The organism is Nitrosomonas ureae, from assembly GCF_900206265.1.
Lineage (GTDB): Bacteria > Pseudomonadota > Gammaproteobacteria > Burkholderiales > Nitrosomonadaceae > Nitrosomonas > Nitrosomonas ureae_C.
Map to the genome: position 1 here is coordinate 1,116,167 of NZ_LT907782.1, position 17,216 is coordinate 1,133,382.

20 protein-coding genes are annotated in these 17,216 nt (G+C 41.4%); 14 read left to right on the forward strand and 6 right to left on the reverse strand.

Features of this window, described 5'->3' with window-relative positions:
* Positions 1-39 precede the first annotated feature (39 nt).
* From CPG39_RS05050 to CPG39_RS05070, 5 genes are all read left to right on the forward strand, one after another.
* Positions 40-1,002: a hypothetical protein gene (locus CPG39_RS05050; RefSeq protein ID WP_231990400.1), complete on the forward strand. Its 963-nt coding sequence runs from the start codon at positions 40-42 to the stop codon at positions 1,000-1,002.
* Complete coding sequence (locus tag CPG39_RS05055) at positions 999-1,865, forward strand: YicC/YloC family endoribonuclease (RefSeq protein WP_096292339.1); 867 nt, start codon at positions 999-1,001, stop codon at positions 1,863-1,865. Before CPG39_RS05050 ends, CPG39_RS05055 begins: the two co-directional genes overlap by 4 nt.
* Before the next feature lie 220 nt (positions 1,866-2,085).
* Positions 2,086-2,313: a PP0621 family protein gene (locus CPG39_RS14870; RefSeq protein ID WP_096292340.1), complete on the forward strand. Its 228-nt coding sequence runs from the start codon at positions 2,086-2,088 to the stop codon at positions 2,311-2,313.
* A 262-nt stretch (positions 2,314-2,575) separates the two neighbouring features.
* On the forward strand, positions 2,576-3,976 hold the full coding sequence (locus tag CPG39_RS05065; RefSeq protein ID WP_231990401.1) for a two-component system sensor histidine kinase NtrB: 1,401 nt from the start codon (positions 2,576-2,578) through the stop codon (positions 3,974-3,976).
* On the forward strand, positions 3,967-5,403 hold the full coding sequence (locus tag CPG39_RS05070; protein WP_096292342.1) for a sigma-54-dependent transcriptional regulator: 1,437 nt from the start codon (positions 3,967-3,969) through the stop codon (positions 5,401-5,403). Before CPG39_RS05065 ends, CPG39_RS05070 begins: the two co-directional genes overlap by 10 nt.
* Before the next feature lie 129 nt (positions 5,404-5,532).
* Here the strand turns inward: CPG39_RS05070 and CPG39_RS05075 are convergent, their stop codons facing one another.
* Entirely contained in the window at positions 5,533-6,111 is a 579-nt protein-coding gene (locus CPG39_RS05075) for a DUF2780 domain-containing protein (RefSeq protein WP_096292343.1), read from the reverse strand.
* A gap of 183 nt (positions 6,112-6,294) precedes the next feature.
* Between CPG39_RS05075 and CPG39_RS05080 the strand changes: the two genes are divergently transcribed.
* Positions 6,295-6,489 carry a hypothetical protein gene (locus tag CPG39_RS05080; RefSeq protein ID WP_096292344.1) on the forward strand — a complete coding sequence of 65 codons (195 nt, stop codon included), beginning with the start codon at positions 6,295-6,297 and terminating at the stop codon, positions 6,487-6,489.
* A 169-nt stretch (positions 6,490-6,658) separates the two neighbouring features.
* Positions 6,659-7,768 (forward strand): magnesium/cobalt transporter CorA, encoded by a 1,110-nt coding sequence (gene corA / locus CPG39_RS05085; RefSeq protein ID WP_096292345.1) that lies wholly within the window; start codon positions 6,659-6,661, stop codon positions 7,766-7,768.
* 205 nt (positions 7,769-7,973) lie between these two features.
* Here the strand turns inward: corA and tnpA are convergent, their stop codons facing one another.
* Positions 7,974-8,417 carry an IS200/IS605 family transposase gene (gene tnpA / locus CPG39_RS05090; protein ID WP_096292346.1) on the reverse strand — a complete coding sequence of 148 codons (444 nt, stop codon included), beginning with the start codon at positions 8,415-8,417 and terminating at the stop codon, positions 7,974-7,976.
* A gap of 149 nt (positions 8,418-8,566) precedes the next feature.
* Between tnpA and CPG39_RS15010 the strand changes: the two genes are divergently transcribed.
* On the forward strand, positions 8,567-8,749 hold the full coding sequence (locus tag CPG39_RS15010) for an integrase core domain-containing protein (protein ID WP_419866148.1): 183 nt from the start codon (positions 8,567-8,569) through the stop codon (positions 8,747-8,749).
* Positions 8,750-8,919: 170 nt separating this feature from the next.
* On the opposite strand, the gene CPG39_RS05100 is transcribed toward CPG39_RS15010, so the two are convergent.
* The 3 genes from CPG39_RS05100 to CPG39_RS05110 form a co-directional block, all read right to left on the reverse strand.
* Positions 8,920-9,273, reverse strand: coding sequence for a hypothetical protein (locus CPG39_RS05100; RefSeq protein ID WP_145956210.1), 354 nt, complete (start codon positions 9,271-9,273; stop codon positions 8,920-8,922).
* Positions 9,274-9,765: 492 nt separating this feature from the next.
* Positions 9,766-10,104, reverse strand: coding sequence for a YraN family protein (locus CPG39_RS05105; RefSeq protein ID WP_096294257.1), 339 nt, complete (start codon positions 10,102-10,104; stop codon positions 9,766-9,768).
* Complete coding sequence (locus tag CPG39_RS05110; RefSeq protein WP_096292349.1) at positions 10,094-11,209, reverse strand: penicillin-binding protein activator; 1,116 nt, start codon at positions 11,207-11,209, stop codon at positions 10,094-10,096. The genes CPG39_RS05105 and CPG39_RS05110 overlap by 11 nt, the downstream gene beginning before the upstream one ends.
* A gap of 10 nt (positions 11,210-11,219) precedes the next feature.
* On the opposite strand from CPG39_RS05110, the gene rsmI reads away from it, so the two are divergent.
* Positions 11,220-12,077 (forward strand): 16S rRNA (cytidine(1402)-2'-O)-methyltransferase, encoded by an 858-nt coding sequence (gene rsmI / locus CPG39_RS05115; protein ID WP_096292350.1) that lies wholly within the window; start codon positions 11,220-11,222, stop codon positions 12,075-12,077.
* 63 nt (positions 12,078-12,140) lie between these two features.
* Positions 12,141-13,178 (forward strand): dihydroorotase, encoded by a 1,038-nt coding sequence (pyrC, locus tag CPG39_RS05120; protein WP_096292351.1) that lies wholly within the window; start codon positions 12,141-12,143, stop codon positions 13,176-13,178.
* A gap of 574 nt (positions 13,179-13,752) precedes the next feature.
* On the opposite strand, the gene CPG39_RS14485 is transcribed toward pyrC, so the two are convergent.
* The gene (locus CPG39_RS14485) at positions 13,753-13,896 is read right to left on the reverse strand and encodes a hypothetical protein (RefSeq protein ID WP_172424083.1); all 144 of its coding nucleotides are present in this window, start codon (positions 13,894-13,896) and stop codon (positions 13,753-13,755) included.
* 333 nt (positions 13,897-14,229) lie between these two features.
* On the opposite strand from CPG39_RS14485, the gene CPG39_RS05125 reads away from it, so the two are divergent.
* The 4 genes from CPG39_RS05125 to lipB are packed head-to-tail and all read left to right on the forward strand — an operon-like array spanning position 14,230 to position 17,204.
* Complete coding sequence (locus tag CPG39_RS05125; protein ID WP_096292352.1) at positions 14,230-15,351, forward strand: D-alanyl-D-alanine carboxypeptidase family protein; 1,122 nt, start codon at positions 14,230-14,232, stop codon at positions 15,349-15,351.
* Between the two features lie 31 nt (positions 15,352-15,382).
* The gene (locus tag CPG39_RS05130) at positions 15,383-16,252 is read left to right on the forward strand and encodes a D-amino acid aminotransferase (protein WP_096292353.1); all 870 of its coding nucleotides are present in this window, start codon (positions 15,383-15,385) and stop codon (positions 16,250-16,252) included.
* Between the two features lie 31 nt (positions 16,253-16,283).
* Entirely contained in the window at positions 16,284-16,550 is a 267-nt protein-coding gene (locus tag CPG39_RS05135; protein WP_074721181.1) for a YbeD family protein, read from the forward strand.
* Between the two features lie 6 nt (positions 16,551-16,556).
* Complete coding sequence (gene lipB / locus CPG39_RS05140; protein WP_096292354.1) at positions 16,557-17,204, forward strand: lipoyl(octanoyl) transferase LipB; 648 nt, start codon at positions 16,557-16,559, stop codon at positions 17,202-17,204.
* Positions 17,205-17,216: the final 12 nt, after the last annotated feature.

A 17,216-nucleotide genomic window follows, 5' to 3' on the forward strand; every position in this document is an offset into this window, starting at 1 on the left:
ATCTCCCCCTCGGCTGATCATCTTACCCGGTTTGTTGTTATGGGTGACATGCCTTACACCGATACCGAATATGCCCTGCTGGAGCAGCCTGATGGCACCATCGCCAAAGCCATTCGCACACTTAACCCCCCCGTACTCATTCATCTGGGAGACTTCAAGCAGGGCCGGATAAGCTGCAGCGACGAATTGTTCCTGGATCATTACCGCCAAATTGCACAGCTCAATCCCCATAGAGTTGTCTATACCCCCGGCGACAATGAATGGGTGGATTGTGATCGATTTACCTTTTCCGCGCGCTATGACGAACTGGAACGGCTCAACTTCTTGCGTCAGCTCTTTTTTCACCAGGATCACCATCAATTAACTAAAGACATTCCCGGTCTTGTGCGGCAAGAAGGCTTTATCGAAAATGCACGATGGGAATCCAGTCCAGTTGTTTTTGCCACACTGCATGTTCCCGGAACAAATAACGGTCGTATGGAAATTTTACGCAGCAACCTGCAGGATGCCTTGGACGAAGCCGATTATCGCGATCAAGCCAATGAACAATGGTTACGGCAATTATTCATCGCGGCAGAATCCGCGTCAGCACTTGTCATTGCATTCCACGCCGATATTTTTAATTTTGATCATAAGAAGCCTGCTTGTACAATCGAGAATCGCACGAATTGCGATGGCTATCGAAAGCTGCGTGATTTGATTAAGCGCCAAGTTGCACAATTCGCCAAACCGGTTTTGGTAATTCATGGCGACTCTCAGGCATATTGCCTGCACCAACCGTATACATCGATTCCTAATCTCTGGCGGCTCAATGCCCCCGGAGACTATAGACACATCGATGCCAGTCAGGTCGTGTTTGATCCAGAAAATAAAAATACGCCCTTCACCGCTAGCGGCGTGCTTGACCGCAAACCTGCTCCGGCAATCTGCAGCTATAGTATTTTCGGTTCATCCCGACATTCTCCATCTTTATCTTTATTTCCAAGAAGACAGCTATCATGATATTCAGCATGACCGGTTACGCCGCGGTTAGCCAGGAAACACCTCACGGATCTTTCAGCATTGAAATACGCTCAGTCAATAACCGCTATTTGGATATTCTATTCCGCCTGCCGGATGAGTTCCGCAAGCAAGAAGCAGTAATGCGAGAACTGCTCACTGCGCAACTCGGTCGCGGCAAAGTCGAATGCCGTCTGAATTTTTCCCCATCAGTCAGCACGGTAAATTTGCAACAACTGGATCACACGCTATTAGAGCAATTACTGCAACTGGAACAAATGATTAAAACACGACATTCCGTAGCGGCATCGCTAACCGTCGCAGAAATTCTTAAATGGCCTGGCATATTGGGAAGTAATCACGCAAATATCGAAGAATTCGATGAAATCACGGTAATGCTGCTGCAAACTGCACTGAACGATTTAAAAACCGCACGGATACGGGAAGGTAATAAACTCAAATCAATTCTACTGAATCGCATCGAGCAAATGCGTCAACTTTTACAGATAGCATCACCGCGGATTCCCGCACTTATCTCGGCTTTTGAAGAAAAGCTGCGTACTCGCCTTGAAGAAATTTTAGGTAACTATGAAAATGAACGGATTCACCAGGAAATTACATTATTTGCCGGAAAAATCGATGTGGACGAAGAGCTCTCGCGTCTGCAAGCACATCTGAATGAAGTGGAGCACATTCTAAATAAGGGCGGCTATGTCGGGAAACGGCTCGATTTCATGATGCAGGAACTGCATCGCGAAGCCAATACCATCGGATCAAAGTCGGTTGATTTGGAAATCACGCGAATCTCTATGGAGTTGAAGGTGATCATTGAGCAAATGCGAGAGCAAGTTCAGAATATTGAATAATGAAATCACCCTGAGACTTCATAATCCCTATATATTTTATTGATAGGCAGTAAAACTATCATTGTTTGATCATTTGCCTGAGGCCAAAATTGCTATGCTTAACTTATGCCGTGTTAACAGCAGCCGATTCAATACGGAAAAAATTAATTCATTCTTTGGCAATCCAAAAAAATTATTTTAATAATTAGATTGATGTCATTTCATAGAGAACTGAAGAAAAATGGGAAAATTATTCTTTTATATCCTAATCGCGATATTGATCTATTGGATAATTAAGAGCCACCATTCTAAGAAAGACTCAAATATATCGAATCAGGATTCGATCGAAGATACGGTCAATTGTGTGCATTGCGGTGTTTATTTGCCTAAAAGTGAAGCGATCAGGCAACATGATAAATATTTTTGTTGTCAGGAGCATTGTGATCGGTTTTTAGGCTCCTCGTCTTAAATTAATCGTTGTGTCAACACCTACTTATTCATCACAAACAAAACACTCAATATTCTGGCCTTTCCATTCAAAACCAGCAAGTGCTGAGTACACCGGCCCGTATTGGTGTTCGCTTTATTATTTCAATATTTACCGCATAATACTGGGCAGTAGCCTGCTCATTAGTGTTTGGAAATTTGAGTTCACGAACTTTGGCTCGCATCATTACACCCTATTTTTGTACGCAGGACTTTCACATGTAGTTTGCAGCTGTATATCCCTGTTGCTGGTTAAATTAAGAACCCCCGGGTTTAATTGGCAATTAACCATACAAGTGATTGGTGATATTGTTTTTTTTACCATTATGCTCTATGCCAGCGGCGGGTTGCAGAGCGGTTTGGGTGCCATACTGCTGATATCCCTCGCAGCAGCGGGATTAATCAGCCGCGGTCGTTTAGCATTATTTCTTGCATCTATTGCGACAATCAGCTTATTGCTGCAAGAAACCTATTCCTTGCTTACGGTTAACTATTATTCGGCTCAGTACTCACAAGCGGGTTTATTGAGCATGGCGTATTTTGCTGTAGCTTGGCTGGCACATCAATTAGCCAAACATACTTTAGCCAGTGAGCAGCTAGCAAAGGAACGGGGTATTGATCTGGCAAATATGTCACAAGTCAATCAACTGGTCATTCAGGATCTGCAGGAAGGCGTACTGGTAATCGATAAACATGGCGTTATCCGACAGCATAATAGCTACGCTGATAAGCTGCTCGATTTAAGATCATCTGCAACTAACCCAAAATCGCTCAAGCTTTCCGACTATGCACCTGATATAGCTGACCGACTTAAAAGTTGGCAAGGGGATAGCAAGATGAGTTTCGATCTATTGCGCTTAACGCATAGTCATGCATTAGTGCGCACCCGCTTTCTACCTATACAAGCTGATTTCAGCAACGGGGTTGTAGTTTTTCTTGAGGATATGGGGCGTATACAAGCGCAGTTGCAGCAACTCAAACTGGCAGCAGTGGGACGCTTGACAGCCAATATTGCACATGAAATTCGTAACCCGCTGTCCGCTATCAATCACGCAGCGGAACTTCTGGAGGAAGAACAACAAGAAAATCATACCGATCCCCGCCTGGTGCGTATCATCTGTGATAATACCCGGCGATTAAACAAAATCGTACAGGATGTATTGCAACTAAACCGACGTAACATTCCAAAACCGGATATCTTAGAAGCTCACGATTTTATCAAGAAATTTCTTGAAGAGTTTTGCGATGTGGAAAAAATTGATAGCGATGTATTCATATTTCAAAACGCCAATAACGATTTAGTCAGTTTTGATCGCGATCACTTGACCCAAATACTCTGGAATTTGTGCCGGAATGCATGGCGACATTGTCGCAAGCAAGCGGGCAGTGTTCTTGTTGAATTATCTACGACAACCAACGGGCATAATGTTTGTCTGAATATTATTGACGATGGTCCGGGTGTGAATCCGCAGCAGGTCAAAGAAATCTTTGAGCCTTTCTTTACAACTGCCGATGGTGGCACAGGATTGGGTTTATATGTGGCGCGTGAACTGTGTGAAACTAATCAGTCATCGCTTGATTATATTGAAGATTCTTCAAGTGGGCATTTTAGAATAATATTTAGTTGCAGTGAACCATGTCGATAGATAATGAACGGATTAATCTGCAAAAGAAGACTTTATCTCCCAGAATACTAGTTGTGGATGATGAGCCGGATATTATTGAATTGTTAGAGCTCACACTTGCCCGAATGGGAATGGAAGTTTCTAGCGCAACTTGTATTCATGATGCTAAAGCGCTACTGCGATCACACTCTTTTCAATTATGCCTCACCGACATGCGATTGCCTGATGGCAATGGATTGGAGCTGGTTAAATATATTTCGCAGCACTTTGTTGATGTTCCTACTGCTGTTATTACTGCGTATGGCACCACAGAAAATGCAGTAGCTGCGCTGAAAGCAGGCGCTTTTGATTATTTACCAAAACCTGTTTCCTTGAAGCAGTTACGTGATCTTGTTAAATCGGCTTTGAGCCTTCCACCGGTAAAGATCGAATCAGCAGGACAAGGTGAAATAAGTCAACAACGCACGCTACTTGGTGAATCCGAATCCATGCGCCAGTTACGCGTAACTATCGACAAACTCTCGCGTAGTCAAGCGGCAGTATATATCAGTGGTGAATCCGGTAGTGGTAAGGAATTAGCCGCAAAAATGATTCATGAAAGAAGTGCCCGTCACAAGCAACCATTTGTTGCAGTCAACTGTGGCGCAATTCCAGAAAATTTGATGGAAAGTGAATTTTTTGGCTATAAGAAAGGTGCCTTTACTGGCGCGGAAAAAGATCATGATGGATTTTTTCTGACCGCCAACGCCGGTACCTTGTTTCTTGATGAAGTCGCCGATTTGCCATTAACGATGCAAGTTAAGCTGCTTCGGGTCATTCAGGAAAAACAAGTAAGAAGGATTGGGGATACACAAGAAAAAAATATTGATGTGCGAATTATCAGTGCCACTCACAAAAAGCTAAATCACTGCGTCACAATAGGTCAGTTTCGACAGGATTTGTATTACCGTTTGAATGTCATTGAATTGAATATGCCTGCATTGCGTGAAATGCGCGAAGATATTCCGCTCATTGCAGAAGCTATTCTGGAAAAGCATTGCCAGGAAACCAATCGACCTATCTGTCACATCAAAAAAGATGCCATGATCATGCTCAAGAACTATGATTTTCCAGGGAATGTTCGTGAACTTGAAAATATTTTGGAACGCACGTTAGCGCTTTGTCCGGATGTGGACATTGGAATAGAAGAATTGCAATTGCCGAATCAGAAAGTTGAAGCAATACCAAACAACGATGCGGCAGAAGTCACTCAAATCTCCGCCATAGCCACTCAAGTGAGGACAGATCATAATCTACCGCTACAGGATTATCTCGATAAACTGGAGAAAGATTCCATTGTCAAGGCGTTGAATGAGAGCCGATACAATCGTACTAAAGCAGCTAAAACATTAGGCATCACAGTTCGTTCATTGCGTTACCGGATGGAAAGATTGGGGTTAAACGACTAATCAATTTCCAATCAAGTGATATTCCACACCTTGTACATCAATGAATGCAAAAAGCTTGATGTACAAGATGCCGTACGTTATTTCGATAAATCTGATTCTTTTCCGCCTTAGTTACTCGTAAATTCTGCCTCAACGTCCGGTCAGTGCGGATTGCAACAAACTAGCACTGGCTTGCCCACTTGCCTTACTTACATAACTGGTAATAACAGGAATAAATTGACCAATCATATCGGGAGAAAGATCCAATTGCTGAAAGGATGCCGCCAATGCAGCAGCATTCCCCAACGAATTATTTTTATCTCCCATCAATGAAGATAAATTGCCAGACAAATTTGACATCGCAGGTGCAGCGCTCAACATGTTATCCATTCCTGGAATAGATCGGGATATTGTTGCAAATGCTTGCGGATCCATATTAGTTTGAGCCATCTGGAATATGGCTCCGGCCCCACCTAATGCTTGTTGCGGCGATACACCCAAGCGATGAGATAAAATATCAACCAAGCCAATTTGCGCCATTCCAGCCGGATCATTTGCAGCCGTCGCTCCGGTATTCAGGATTTGCCGGCTGCTTTGCGCCGCACTTTCCACAGTAGACAGGCCCTGATCGATCGCCCCCAGCGAACCAGTACCGCCTGTATTAGTTGCGCATCCGCTTATGAAAAAGGATACCGCGATAGCAATTAAATAATAATTCATCTTTCTCATGACAACTCCTTCCAAAATAAAAAATTTAAGCATTCACCAAATATCTTAAAGACAGCATGCCATCAATAGACGTTCAATGCTACATAATACATGCATTGTCATAAATTCTTCATAATACAGTCATCAAATTTTCATACTTTTTGGTTATGCTCCTCGGTATCATAAAATAACAAGGAGAAAATAATGTACTGCTTAATCAAAGAGTGGCCCAATAAAATGGCAACACTAATGACTGAAGATGGCGTTGTACTCTGGACATTCAGCGATGTGGAAGAAGCACGCAAAGTATGGCAAGACTGGTGTTCTCTTCAAAATGACAAAAAACCAAGTCAATCCAGTCAAATTGGCTCTTCAGATCTATCCGAGCAAATTTTTTAAACACTCAGTCACAATTTAACGAGCAATTCCCCTCATTTGGGGAGTATTCTTAGCGAATCAGATTTATCTTATACTTTTCTGTTCAATCAAATCCTTACCAATCATCTCTCCACACCATAATCAGAATGCTTAAAATAAACGCCTAACTCCTTTATCTTAGGCAAGCTTAATGCATATAAAATTTTATTCAGACTCTCAGCATCGACAAACTGATCATGCCCCACAAAGCAGCGCGGCCGACAAAGCCGGCCTTCCCGCGGGAACATTGATACACATCGGAGCAAAGCATCAATCAGAATGTAAAATCTCAGCAATTCAATACAGTGCCGAGACACTTATCTATCATGAAATTTCATCAGTCTCAGATCTGCAACCGTTGCAAAATAACGAATTGATCACTTGGGTAAATATAGACGGACTAAGCAATATTGATATTGTCGAAAGGATCGGTCATGAATTGAACATTCATCCTTTAGTGTTAGAGGATATTTTAAGTACGCACCAACGCCCCAAGCTAGAGGAATATGAAAATTTTCTGTATCTGGTCATCAAAGGCATCAGTCTTGATCAGAACAAAATTTTCAACCTACAGTACGAGCAAATCAGTATTTTGTTATTAGCCAATTATGTTATTACTTTCAAAGAAAAATCTGATACTACATTTGATCCCGTCTATCATTACCTGAAAAATCGCAGTGGTCGATTGCGGCTAAAAGGCAGTGATTATCTGGCATACGTTATTCTTGACACCATCGTTGATGAGTATTTTGTAGTAGAAGATAGCTTGGATGATGTCATCGATTCATTGGAAGACAATATTTTGCTCAATTCCAATAAAGAAATACTACAAACTATCCAACAAATACGCCGCAGCCTGATCTCAATGAAACGTAATATCTCTCCATTACGTGAATTATTGGCAGCAATCCAACATATTGATACCCCGTTATTGCAGGAAAAAACATTGCGTTATTTTGGTGATGTCTATGACCATGTGCTACGTGTTAATGATTCACTTGAATCCTTTCGCGAAAGAATCTCAGCAATGCATGATATTTATCTTTCCAATATTAGTAACAAAATGAATGAAACAATGAAAATCCTGACTATTTTCGCGACTATTTTCATACCATTGACTTTTATTGCAGGTATTTATGGCATGAATTTTGAATATATGCCTGAACTGAAATGGCGCTGGGCCTATCCTGCAGTATGGGTAATCTTTATTTTAGTTAGCCTTGGCTTACTTATTTATTTCAAAAAAAAGAAATGGCTATAGCTGTATACAGATGCAGTTCATCGGCTCTGTACTCCATCCAAACGCAAACCAATTGCCTAATCGTCGATATAAAACAAAAAGAGATTCAATTCCAAAGTTGAATTGAATCTCTATCAAACGCTTCTTCTTTTTAATAGGTTTCTAAAAAAGAAACTTATTTATTATATTTTTATTAATGAACAACCCCGCCGCAAGCAGCGGAGTATCAGAAGAGAGCGAGTTGTCTGTCTTCGTATAACTGCTGATAGACATCTCCGTGCTTTTTAACGTAATCTCTTATTGTGTCCTCATCGCCATGACGGCCAACTGTACTGACGAAATAACCATCAGTCCAGAATTCCCCGCCCCACAGCTGTTTCTTCACATGAGGACATAAGCGAAATACCTCCCGCGCCGTGATACTCTTGATCAGTGTCACCAGTTTTGTCCCACTGTATGCGGGAACCGACTGCACCAGAAAATGCACATGATCCTTATCTGTACCAATCTCCATGAATTTCAACTGGTAACGCCGTTCGAGATCTAAACAGACATCCCGCAACACCCCGTCCACAGCTTCATCAAATACGGCGCGGCGATATTTCGCCGGAAACACCACATGATAAAGCAGCACTGTTTCATTATGGCTCTTATGTATATATTCGCTCACGCAAATATATTACGCCCCAAGGGGCGGGGAATATATCCCGGAGAGATTCAAAATCTCAGTTGTCCGCGATACTCAATACCAATCAGAATGCTCAGTTTACCAGCAAAGCATGGATTATTGTTTTGAAGAATCACGATATACAGATCAGTATGAATGGAACAGGTTGTTATCATGATAATATTTTGTTGAACGATTATGGCCCAAAGTCTAAGTATGAGTATGAGTATGAGTTCTTATACATTGGCGCACTCAGTAATTTAAAGGATATAAGGAAAAGTTTGACTCAGTGGTTTGATTGGTACAATCAGGAACGTTTTCATCAAGGTCCTTGATACCCGAACTCCCAACGAGGTTTATTATCAATATCAAGCAATTCATCAGGCTGATCGGGCCTGATTAACTAACGATAGCAGAGCTTAATTTTACACTCAGGTTGTACAGTTGTTGCAGGTGACCACTTCACTTTTCAAAAATGCCCAACTATTTCGATGCACTTCTGTTTCTAATGTAATTCCGGGTGCTTATGATCTGCAGTAACTCCAATCCTTTCTTTTTTATCTGCTGTCTCTTTGCGCTCTAACAATTCGTAGATATAGCATAGTGCACCTAGTCCAGTTGCAATAATTATTATTAAAATAGGCGAAGGAATTGACACATCAAGATACCAACTCCACCATTCCAAACCAGCAAAACTAATAAAAATTAATGGTGCAATGACTAACGGTAATATGTCATTATCCATGCCTTTATTAATTTTTTCTCTTATGCTCCGATATAAGATATTAAATAAGCCTCTGATCCTATAATATTTCTTTCTTACTCTCGAGTTAATATTTTTTAATTGATATTTATTCATTGAATAACGTACCCAGTATTGTTATAAATTAATGAAGTTAATTAAATCAACTAGTATATGAATTGAAGTTTTTAAAATACTTAACGGAAGTGACTATCGAAAGTTGATAGTTATAAAAGGAATCTGTCGGATATGTTAATTGTGGGCGAAATGTTTGTTAAAATACCGTGCTCATTGAAAGCATATTTACGGTAGTTACTATAGAGGGTACGCAAAATAAAACACTCGTCGTAAGCGTTAAAGTATTAATGGCGCACTCCTCGAGTCGCTGATTTTCGCCAGCTTACGCCTCAAGGAGCTGAGAATAGACCCGGTAGAGATCAATATAATTAGATAGCTCAAATTTTATTCCTTCGTTACACCCATACAAACCATTTTTCCATGACCTGCAGATCACAATAATCGGGCTAACTATCCTAATAATAGGATAAACAAAGAATTAACTCATATCTCTGCATTGTTTTTCTTATTAACAAATAGCCACTGCTCTACTTATTCGCCAAACGCATCTCTGAGCCACTCGATCTCCTGTCCATTAATACCAGACAATAAAAGTGCATCAAATCGACAAGGTGATTCTATTTTTAATTCAGTTAGATAATATTGTGCGGTTCTTAATATTTTTAACTGCTTCTTAGAAGTAATACTCGCTGCTGCTCCACCATATTTTTCATTTGTGCGCATACGCACTTCAATGAAAACCAGCGTTTCTCCATCGCGCATTATCAGATCAATTTCTCCAAAGCGACAACGATAGTTTTTTTCGACCAAAACCAAATGTTGCCGCTGCAAATATAATAAAGCGATTTTTTCAGCTTCACTACCATTCATCTTCTGCAATATTTTTTGCATTTTTTATGAGTTGAACTTTACCATTCTCAAACTGTGCTGCAACAAGCTCACGCACAAATTGATTAGGTGATTGATAGCGAATCTGCCCGGTTACACCGTCAATAGCGATTGCGCTAACAGGTTGTGGCAACATTAAATTTGCCAGCAACCGGAAAGCATCAATCCCCAGCGCATAAAGGCGTTCCATATCCATGCTTCTAGTGGGACTGAGATGACGATAAGCCATGACAGCAGGATGATCGGGCTGCAGTAGCCAGGGCATATCAAGAAACTGAATACCATTAAGATCATTATTGAATAAAAAATTATCTGCTCCTGAAAAAACCTGTGATGTAGCATATACAGGCACTTCCGGATCAAGGTAAGAGCGTAGCAAACGTGACTTAACTGCGTCCAGAGCAAGAAAAACTAAATGACCGCTACCAGCAGTCAAATTACGAAATTGCTGAAGCGTAATTGGATTATCAGCATACAAAAATGATTCGGCAGTTTTATCAATTTCATTTTGCCATCGCAGTGTAAAAGCGTTCTGGAGCCGTTTGGATAAAGGACTGTCATCACCGATGACAATGGCATGATTTTTACCGCTTGACAGTGCTAATTCAGCAAGTTGATTCGCTTCAGATTCCATTTGCAAGCCAAAAAAATATAATTTTGGTGGTAAGGTAGCATCACTGTCTGCAGTGTTCAGTGCTAAAGTAGGTACATTTGAGAAATGGCTGGAGGCTACAGCCGCAACACCGTCACGCGTAAGAGGGCCGACGATGAATATTGCACCGGCATTGAGTGCCTGATAATAAGTAATCAAAATATCGAGCGGATCGTCAGTAGTAGAATATAACCGAATAATTGCTGGAAGCGGTTCGCCGCGTTGTGTGGCAGCCACAAAACCATCTTTCACAACATTAGCAGCTTCACCAAATGAAGCAGATTCCAAAGGCAGTAATAGCGCAATATGGGGTACTAGTGCGGATTCCGGTAAACTTTCCAACCGGCCTTGTTCATCGAGATCGGTCGCCGTTGATGAAAAGTTAAAACTTAATAACAAGATTACCGCTAGGGTAATGGTAAAAAAACGTTGCATTGTGAGGATCATGCCGAGCAAAAGTACATTATATGTGGTTGCCACACCAATAGGAAATTTAAACGATATCAGTCTACGGGCTTTAGATATTCTGACAAAAGTAGATGTGGTTGCCGCAGAACATATACAGGTTTCCGGACATTTATTTGCTGCGCACGCCATCTCCTCCAAACTTATTAGCCTTCATCAACACAATGAGGCAGTCGTTTCCAATAAGATTCTGGCACTATTAAATAGCGGAAAAAGTGTTGCTTTAATAACAGATGCAGGCACCCCCGGCATTTCCGATCCAGGCGCAATCCTAGTTCAATACGTACGTGCGCAGGGATACTCAATTATTCCCATTCCCGGTGCAAATGCAGCAATTTGCGCCCTATCAGCCAGCGGCATTACAAATCCACATTTCCTATTTTATGGTTTCTTACCGGCTAAAACTGGATTACGTAAACGTGCACTAATCGAATTAAAACCACAGCTGTGCACATTAATATTTTATGAAGCGCCTCATCGGATTCTGGAATGCATAATCGACATGCTGGATGTTTTTGGGCCTCAGCGGGAACTGACTGTTGCCCGGGAATTAACTAAATTATTTGAAACTATCCACCGAGGAACTTTATACGAAATTCATTCCTGGCTGCAAGAAGATATCAATCAGCAAAAAGGTGAATTCGTTTTATTGCTGTCCGGTGCGGAACCTACGGATAAATCCGAAATCAGTGAACAAGCAGAGCGCACATTAAAATGCTTGCTCATTGAACTTCCGTTAAAACAATCAGTTAAACTCGCAGCAGAGATCACTGGTGAAAGCAAGAATTCGCTCTATCAACTGGCATTGAAGTTAAAAAATGTACGATATCCCGAATAGTACAATGATGATGCCTACGCTATAATTCAGACCATATTCCTTATATTTGGTGGCTACTAACCCTTGACCTGCATAACTATTATCCGTCCAGATGATTGGCACTTACATTTACGTGACGACGAGCAATTGCGCTTCGTACTACCTCATACTGCAAAGCAATTTGCGCGCGCAATCATTATGCCTAATCTTAAGCCGCCGATTGTAACAACAGATATGGCCTTATCTTACCGTGCAAGAATTTTGGCTGCTTTACCTGAGCCGTTGCATGGCAGCTTTGATCCGCTCATGACACTGTATTTAACTGACAATACAGCACCTTCAGAAATCGCTCGAGCAAAAGAAAGTAAAGCGGTACAGGGAGTAAAACTGTATCCGGCCGGCGCGACCACAAATTCGGATGCCGGAGTGACCGATATTACCAAATGCTATGCAACCTTGGAGGCAATGGAACAAAATAATCTGCTGTTGCTGGTGCATGGTGAAGTAACAGATGCCAATGTAGATATATTTGATAGAGAAAAGATTTTTATCGATCGTGTGCTAGATCCTCTGATACGGCGTTTTCCCAGTTTGCGCATCATATTCGAGCATATCACTACCACTGATGCCGTAATGTTTGTAAAAGAAGCATCCAAATTTATTGCTGCTACGATTACGGCACATCACTTATTGTTGAATCGTAATGCGATTTTTCAAGGCGGTATCCGTCCTCATCACTTTTGCTTGCCTGTCTTGAAACGCGAAATTCATCGTCAAGCATTACTAAATGCAGCAACCAGTGGGAATCCGAAATTTTTTCTGGGTACTGACAGTGCGCCGCACGCACAGATCAATAAAGAAAATTCCTGTGGCTGCGCTGGCATTTACACAGCCCATGCCGCTATTGAATTATATGCCACAGCATTCGAACAGGCAGGTGCGCTTGGAAAATTGGAGGCTTTTGCCAGTTTCTATGGTGCGGATTTCTATCAATTACCCCGCAATAGCAGCCATATTACGTTAAAAAAAGAATACTGGACTGTTCCCGAGCAATTCGAATTTGCAAATGAAAAATTGATTCCTCTTTATGCCGGAGAGAATTTAACTTGGAAAATATCATAGTTATCAGAGGATATTTTGTACAATTACGTTACACCTGAATAACCTGCAAAATCAATTCCAATATTTTCTACTTTCTACAGTAATCGAACTTATAAGTAGCTGCTTTAGGCAATCACTTCCCCGATGTATCGTTAACAATCAGCAACTGCAAGACAGGTCCGGAAAATTCGATGTAATAATTGATTCTCTAACGAAGCTCCAAACTAAAAAAATTATGTACTGACAATCATCATGACAGGCTACTACACCGGCATTAGAGATTAGAGCAACAATCGATTGAAAATATTTATAAGATCCTATTTCTGCAAAAACTTATCCGGTTATTACAATGCATTAAGAAATATCCAATAAGTTTGCATTCAGCTTCTATTAAGCCCAAAACTTGCACAATTAAAATAGATGGTTGTTGCACTAAAAAACATAGATGAAGTTTATATAAAAATTTTTATGAATTATCTATGCCTTAGTTTTAATCAGGAGACAAATCATGAATGTAAAAAGCATTCTTATTGGATCTATAATAATTGGGATACTTTCTCTGAGTGGATGTGTGGCCACCCCATACTATGGAGGCTTAGGGTACTATCGAAACACAGCCCACGGCTATGGACATCAATCGCCCATTTACATTAATCCAGGTTACATCGGAGTACATAAGCACTTTATCGGCGGATCCAGACATATGCGCGGGGGATACCGATACTTTATCGGTGGACATAAACACCTGCATGGAAGGCATAATTTCATCGGGAGACACTATCTAGGTGGATACCATCGATGATAAAAAAGATTAAATTTTGATAATGCCTTCGATATGAATATGCCCGGCCTAAAATCCGCTTTCAATAATTGAGAAATCTGCTATCTTTGTTCATGAAAAAATTCCAGCAGTTTCACTTTATCGCTGATTGTTCACGATGCCGGTTTGCTAATCTTACTCCATGATAATTTCTAAAAACTGTCAATTAGTCTTGCATCTATTGTGTTTTAAAACTAGAAGGTTTTAGATTCTTTGACGGCAAGATATAATATTCATTTTTTGCGGATTCATATGAAGCTTTTATTTGTATTATTGCTAACGTGCCTGACTGTTTCATCAGCATCTGCACAGCAACAAGAAATTCCTGTAGCTGCTAAAGCTTTTATGCTATCAGATTATCAAACGGGACAAGTATTGGCTGGACAAAATGTGCATGAACGCATAGAACCGGCATCTCTCACTAAATTGATGACTGCTTATGTGGTGTTTTCGGCATTAAAGCAGGGGCAGCTTGCGCTGGATCAAACCGCCGTGGTATCCGAAAGTGCTTGGCGCATGATTGGTTCACGCATGTTTATCGAGCCCAATAAACAGGTTACTGTGGATGAACTAATCCGCGGTATGATCGTCCAGTCCGGTAATGATGCTTGCATTGCTCTAGCTGAAACCGTCGCAGGTTCGGAAGCAAACTTCGTAATTATCATGAATAAGGAAGCGAAGCGCCTGGGAATGCAGAACACACATTTCACCAATACAACCGGATTGCCTGACCCCGGTCACTATACAACAGCCCATGATTTAACATTACTGGCAACGGCGATTATTCGTGATTTTCCGGATTTTTACCCACTTTATTCGTTAAAAGAGTATACCTATAACAATATTACCCAACCTAATCGAAATCGGCTGCTATGGATCGATCCGCATGTTGACGGCATGAAAACAGGCTGGACTAAAGCTGCCGGTTATTGCCTAATTACATCGGCGATACGGGATAAACGACGATTGATCTCAGTGATCATTGGTGCCAAATCGGCCAATGCACGCAGTATAGAAAGTCAACGCCTGCTTAATTATGGCTTTCAATTTTACGATACGCTGCATCTGTACAAAAAAAATGATTCACTTGCCACTATCCATTTATGGAAAGGCACTCAGAATGAATTGAAAGCCGGATTCGACCGCGATGTTTTTTTCACACTACCCAAAGGGCAGGCGGACAAATTAAAAGCCACCATGGAGTATAAACAACCTCTGATTGCACCAATTCAACTTGGACAGGAAGTTGGCACAGTCAAATTTACACTCGATGATAAGACGGTCGAAATTTACCCATTAGTGGCCTTGGAAAAGGTTGATTCAGCCAGCTTCCTGGGTCGTGCATGGGATAGTGTAAAATTGTTGTTTAATTAATCTCCAACTTAACTCACAAAAAGAATCTCGCATGATATATCTGAATGGCAAGTTTATGCCCATCGAAGAGGCATTCATTCCTGTGTTGGATCGTGGCTTTATTTTCGGAGATGGTGTGTATGAGGTTATACCCGTATATTCACGCAAACCTTTCAGACTTGCTGAACACCTTATACGTCTGCAACACAGCCTGGATGGTATACGTCTGCAGAATCCATGCAGTAATGATGAATGGAAAAACATTTTAAACCAGATCATTGCCAATAATGATGGAGAAGATCAATATCTTTATCTGCACATCACCCGTGGAGTGGCCAAACGCGATCATGCTTTTCCTGCGAACGTTCCACCCACTGTTTTCATTATGAGCAATCCGTTGCCGCAGCCACCCGAAGAATTGCTCAAAACTGGTGCATCGGCTATTACAGCTACCGATAATCGCTGGATTCGCTGCGACGTCAAAGCCATTTCTCTGTTACCCAACGTATTGTTGCGGCAATTGGCAGTAGATAGGCATGCACTTGAAACTATCTTGATCCGGAATCAATTCCTGACCGAAGGTGCCGCCAGTAATATTTTCATCGTTAAGGATAAAGTTCTGTTTGCCCCCCCCAAAAGTAATTTGATGCTACCCGGAATCACATATGATGTAGTGCTCGAACTAGCTGCAGCCAATCAAATTCCTCATGAAATCCGGGAAATTTCTGAAACGGAAACGCGCATGGCTGATGAAATTCTGCTGACATCATCGACCAAAGAAATCATGCCGATTACCTTATTGGATAATCAATCCGTGGGAGATGGCAAACCAGGAGAATTATTTAGGCAGCTGCATGCGCTCTATCAAGAATATAAAGCAACTCACATGCGCGGACAAATTACAAGCCGTTTAACAAATTGATTAAAAATCAAATTATCTTCGATTGGCAGTTATGACAGAACAAGCTTCATTAATCGAGTATCCTTGTGATTTTCCAATCAAGATTATGGGGAAAGCACAGCAGGACTTTACTCAAACAACCCTGGCTATTGTTAAATACCACGCCCCCGATTTCGATGTTAACACTACGGCGATCAAAACCAGCAGGAATGGTACTTATTTAAGCCTCACCTGTACCATTCGCGCGACTTCCCGATCCCAGCTGGATGATTTATATCAGGCGTTATCAGAACATCCCATGATCTCGGTGGTATTGTGATTATCCATGCGACACCAGCATTTATTATCCACTCATGCACAGCAGCGCTTTATTATAAAAACTATCGGGTTATCGGATTATCTGCCTATCTGGCAGGCCATGAGGGATTTCACCCAAGCCAGAACTGTCCAAACCTATGATGAAATCTGGTTATTACAGCATCCGCCCGTGTTTACTCAAGGGATTGCAGGAAAGGATGAGCATTTATTAAACAGTCATGGTATTGATGTCATTAAAACAGATCGTGGCGGTCAAATCACCTATCATGGGCCGGGACAGATTGTTGCTTATTTGCTGCTGGATATACGCCGATTAAAACTCGGCGTACGCGAATTGGTCAGAAACATGGAAAGTGCTGTAATTGATTTATTGAAGAGCTATCATATCGATGCATCAGAACGGATTGAGGCGCCGGGTGTTTACGTCAACAACGCTAAAATTGCATCATTGGGACTTAAAATCAGGAAAAATTTCTGTTATCACGGCATCGCTTTGAACGTGGATATGGATCTGACTCCATTCTCCTACATTAATCCATGCGGTTACCAGGGCCTCCAAGTTACACAAACCAAAGATCTGGGCATTCCCGATGGGTTAGAAATATTAAGCAACAAGCTAGCAGATCAATTACAAGTAAAACTTCTTAAAGGATAATCAGTTTATCAT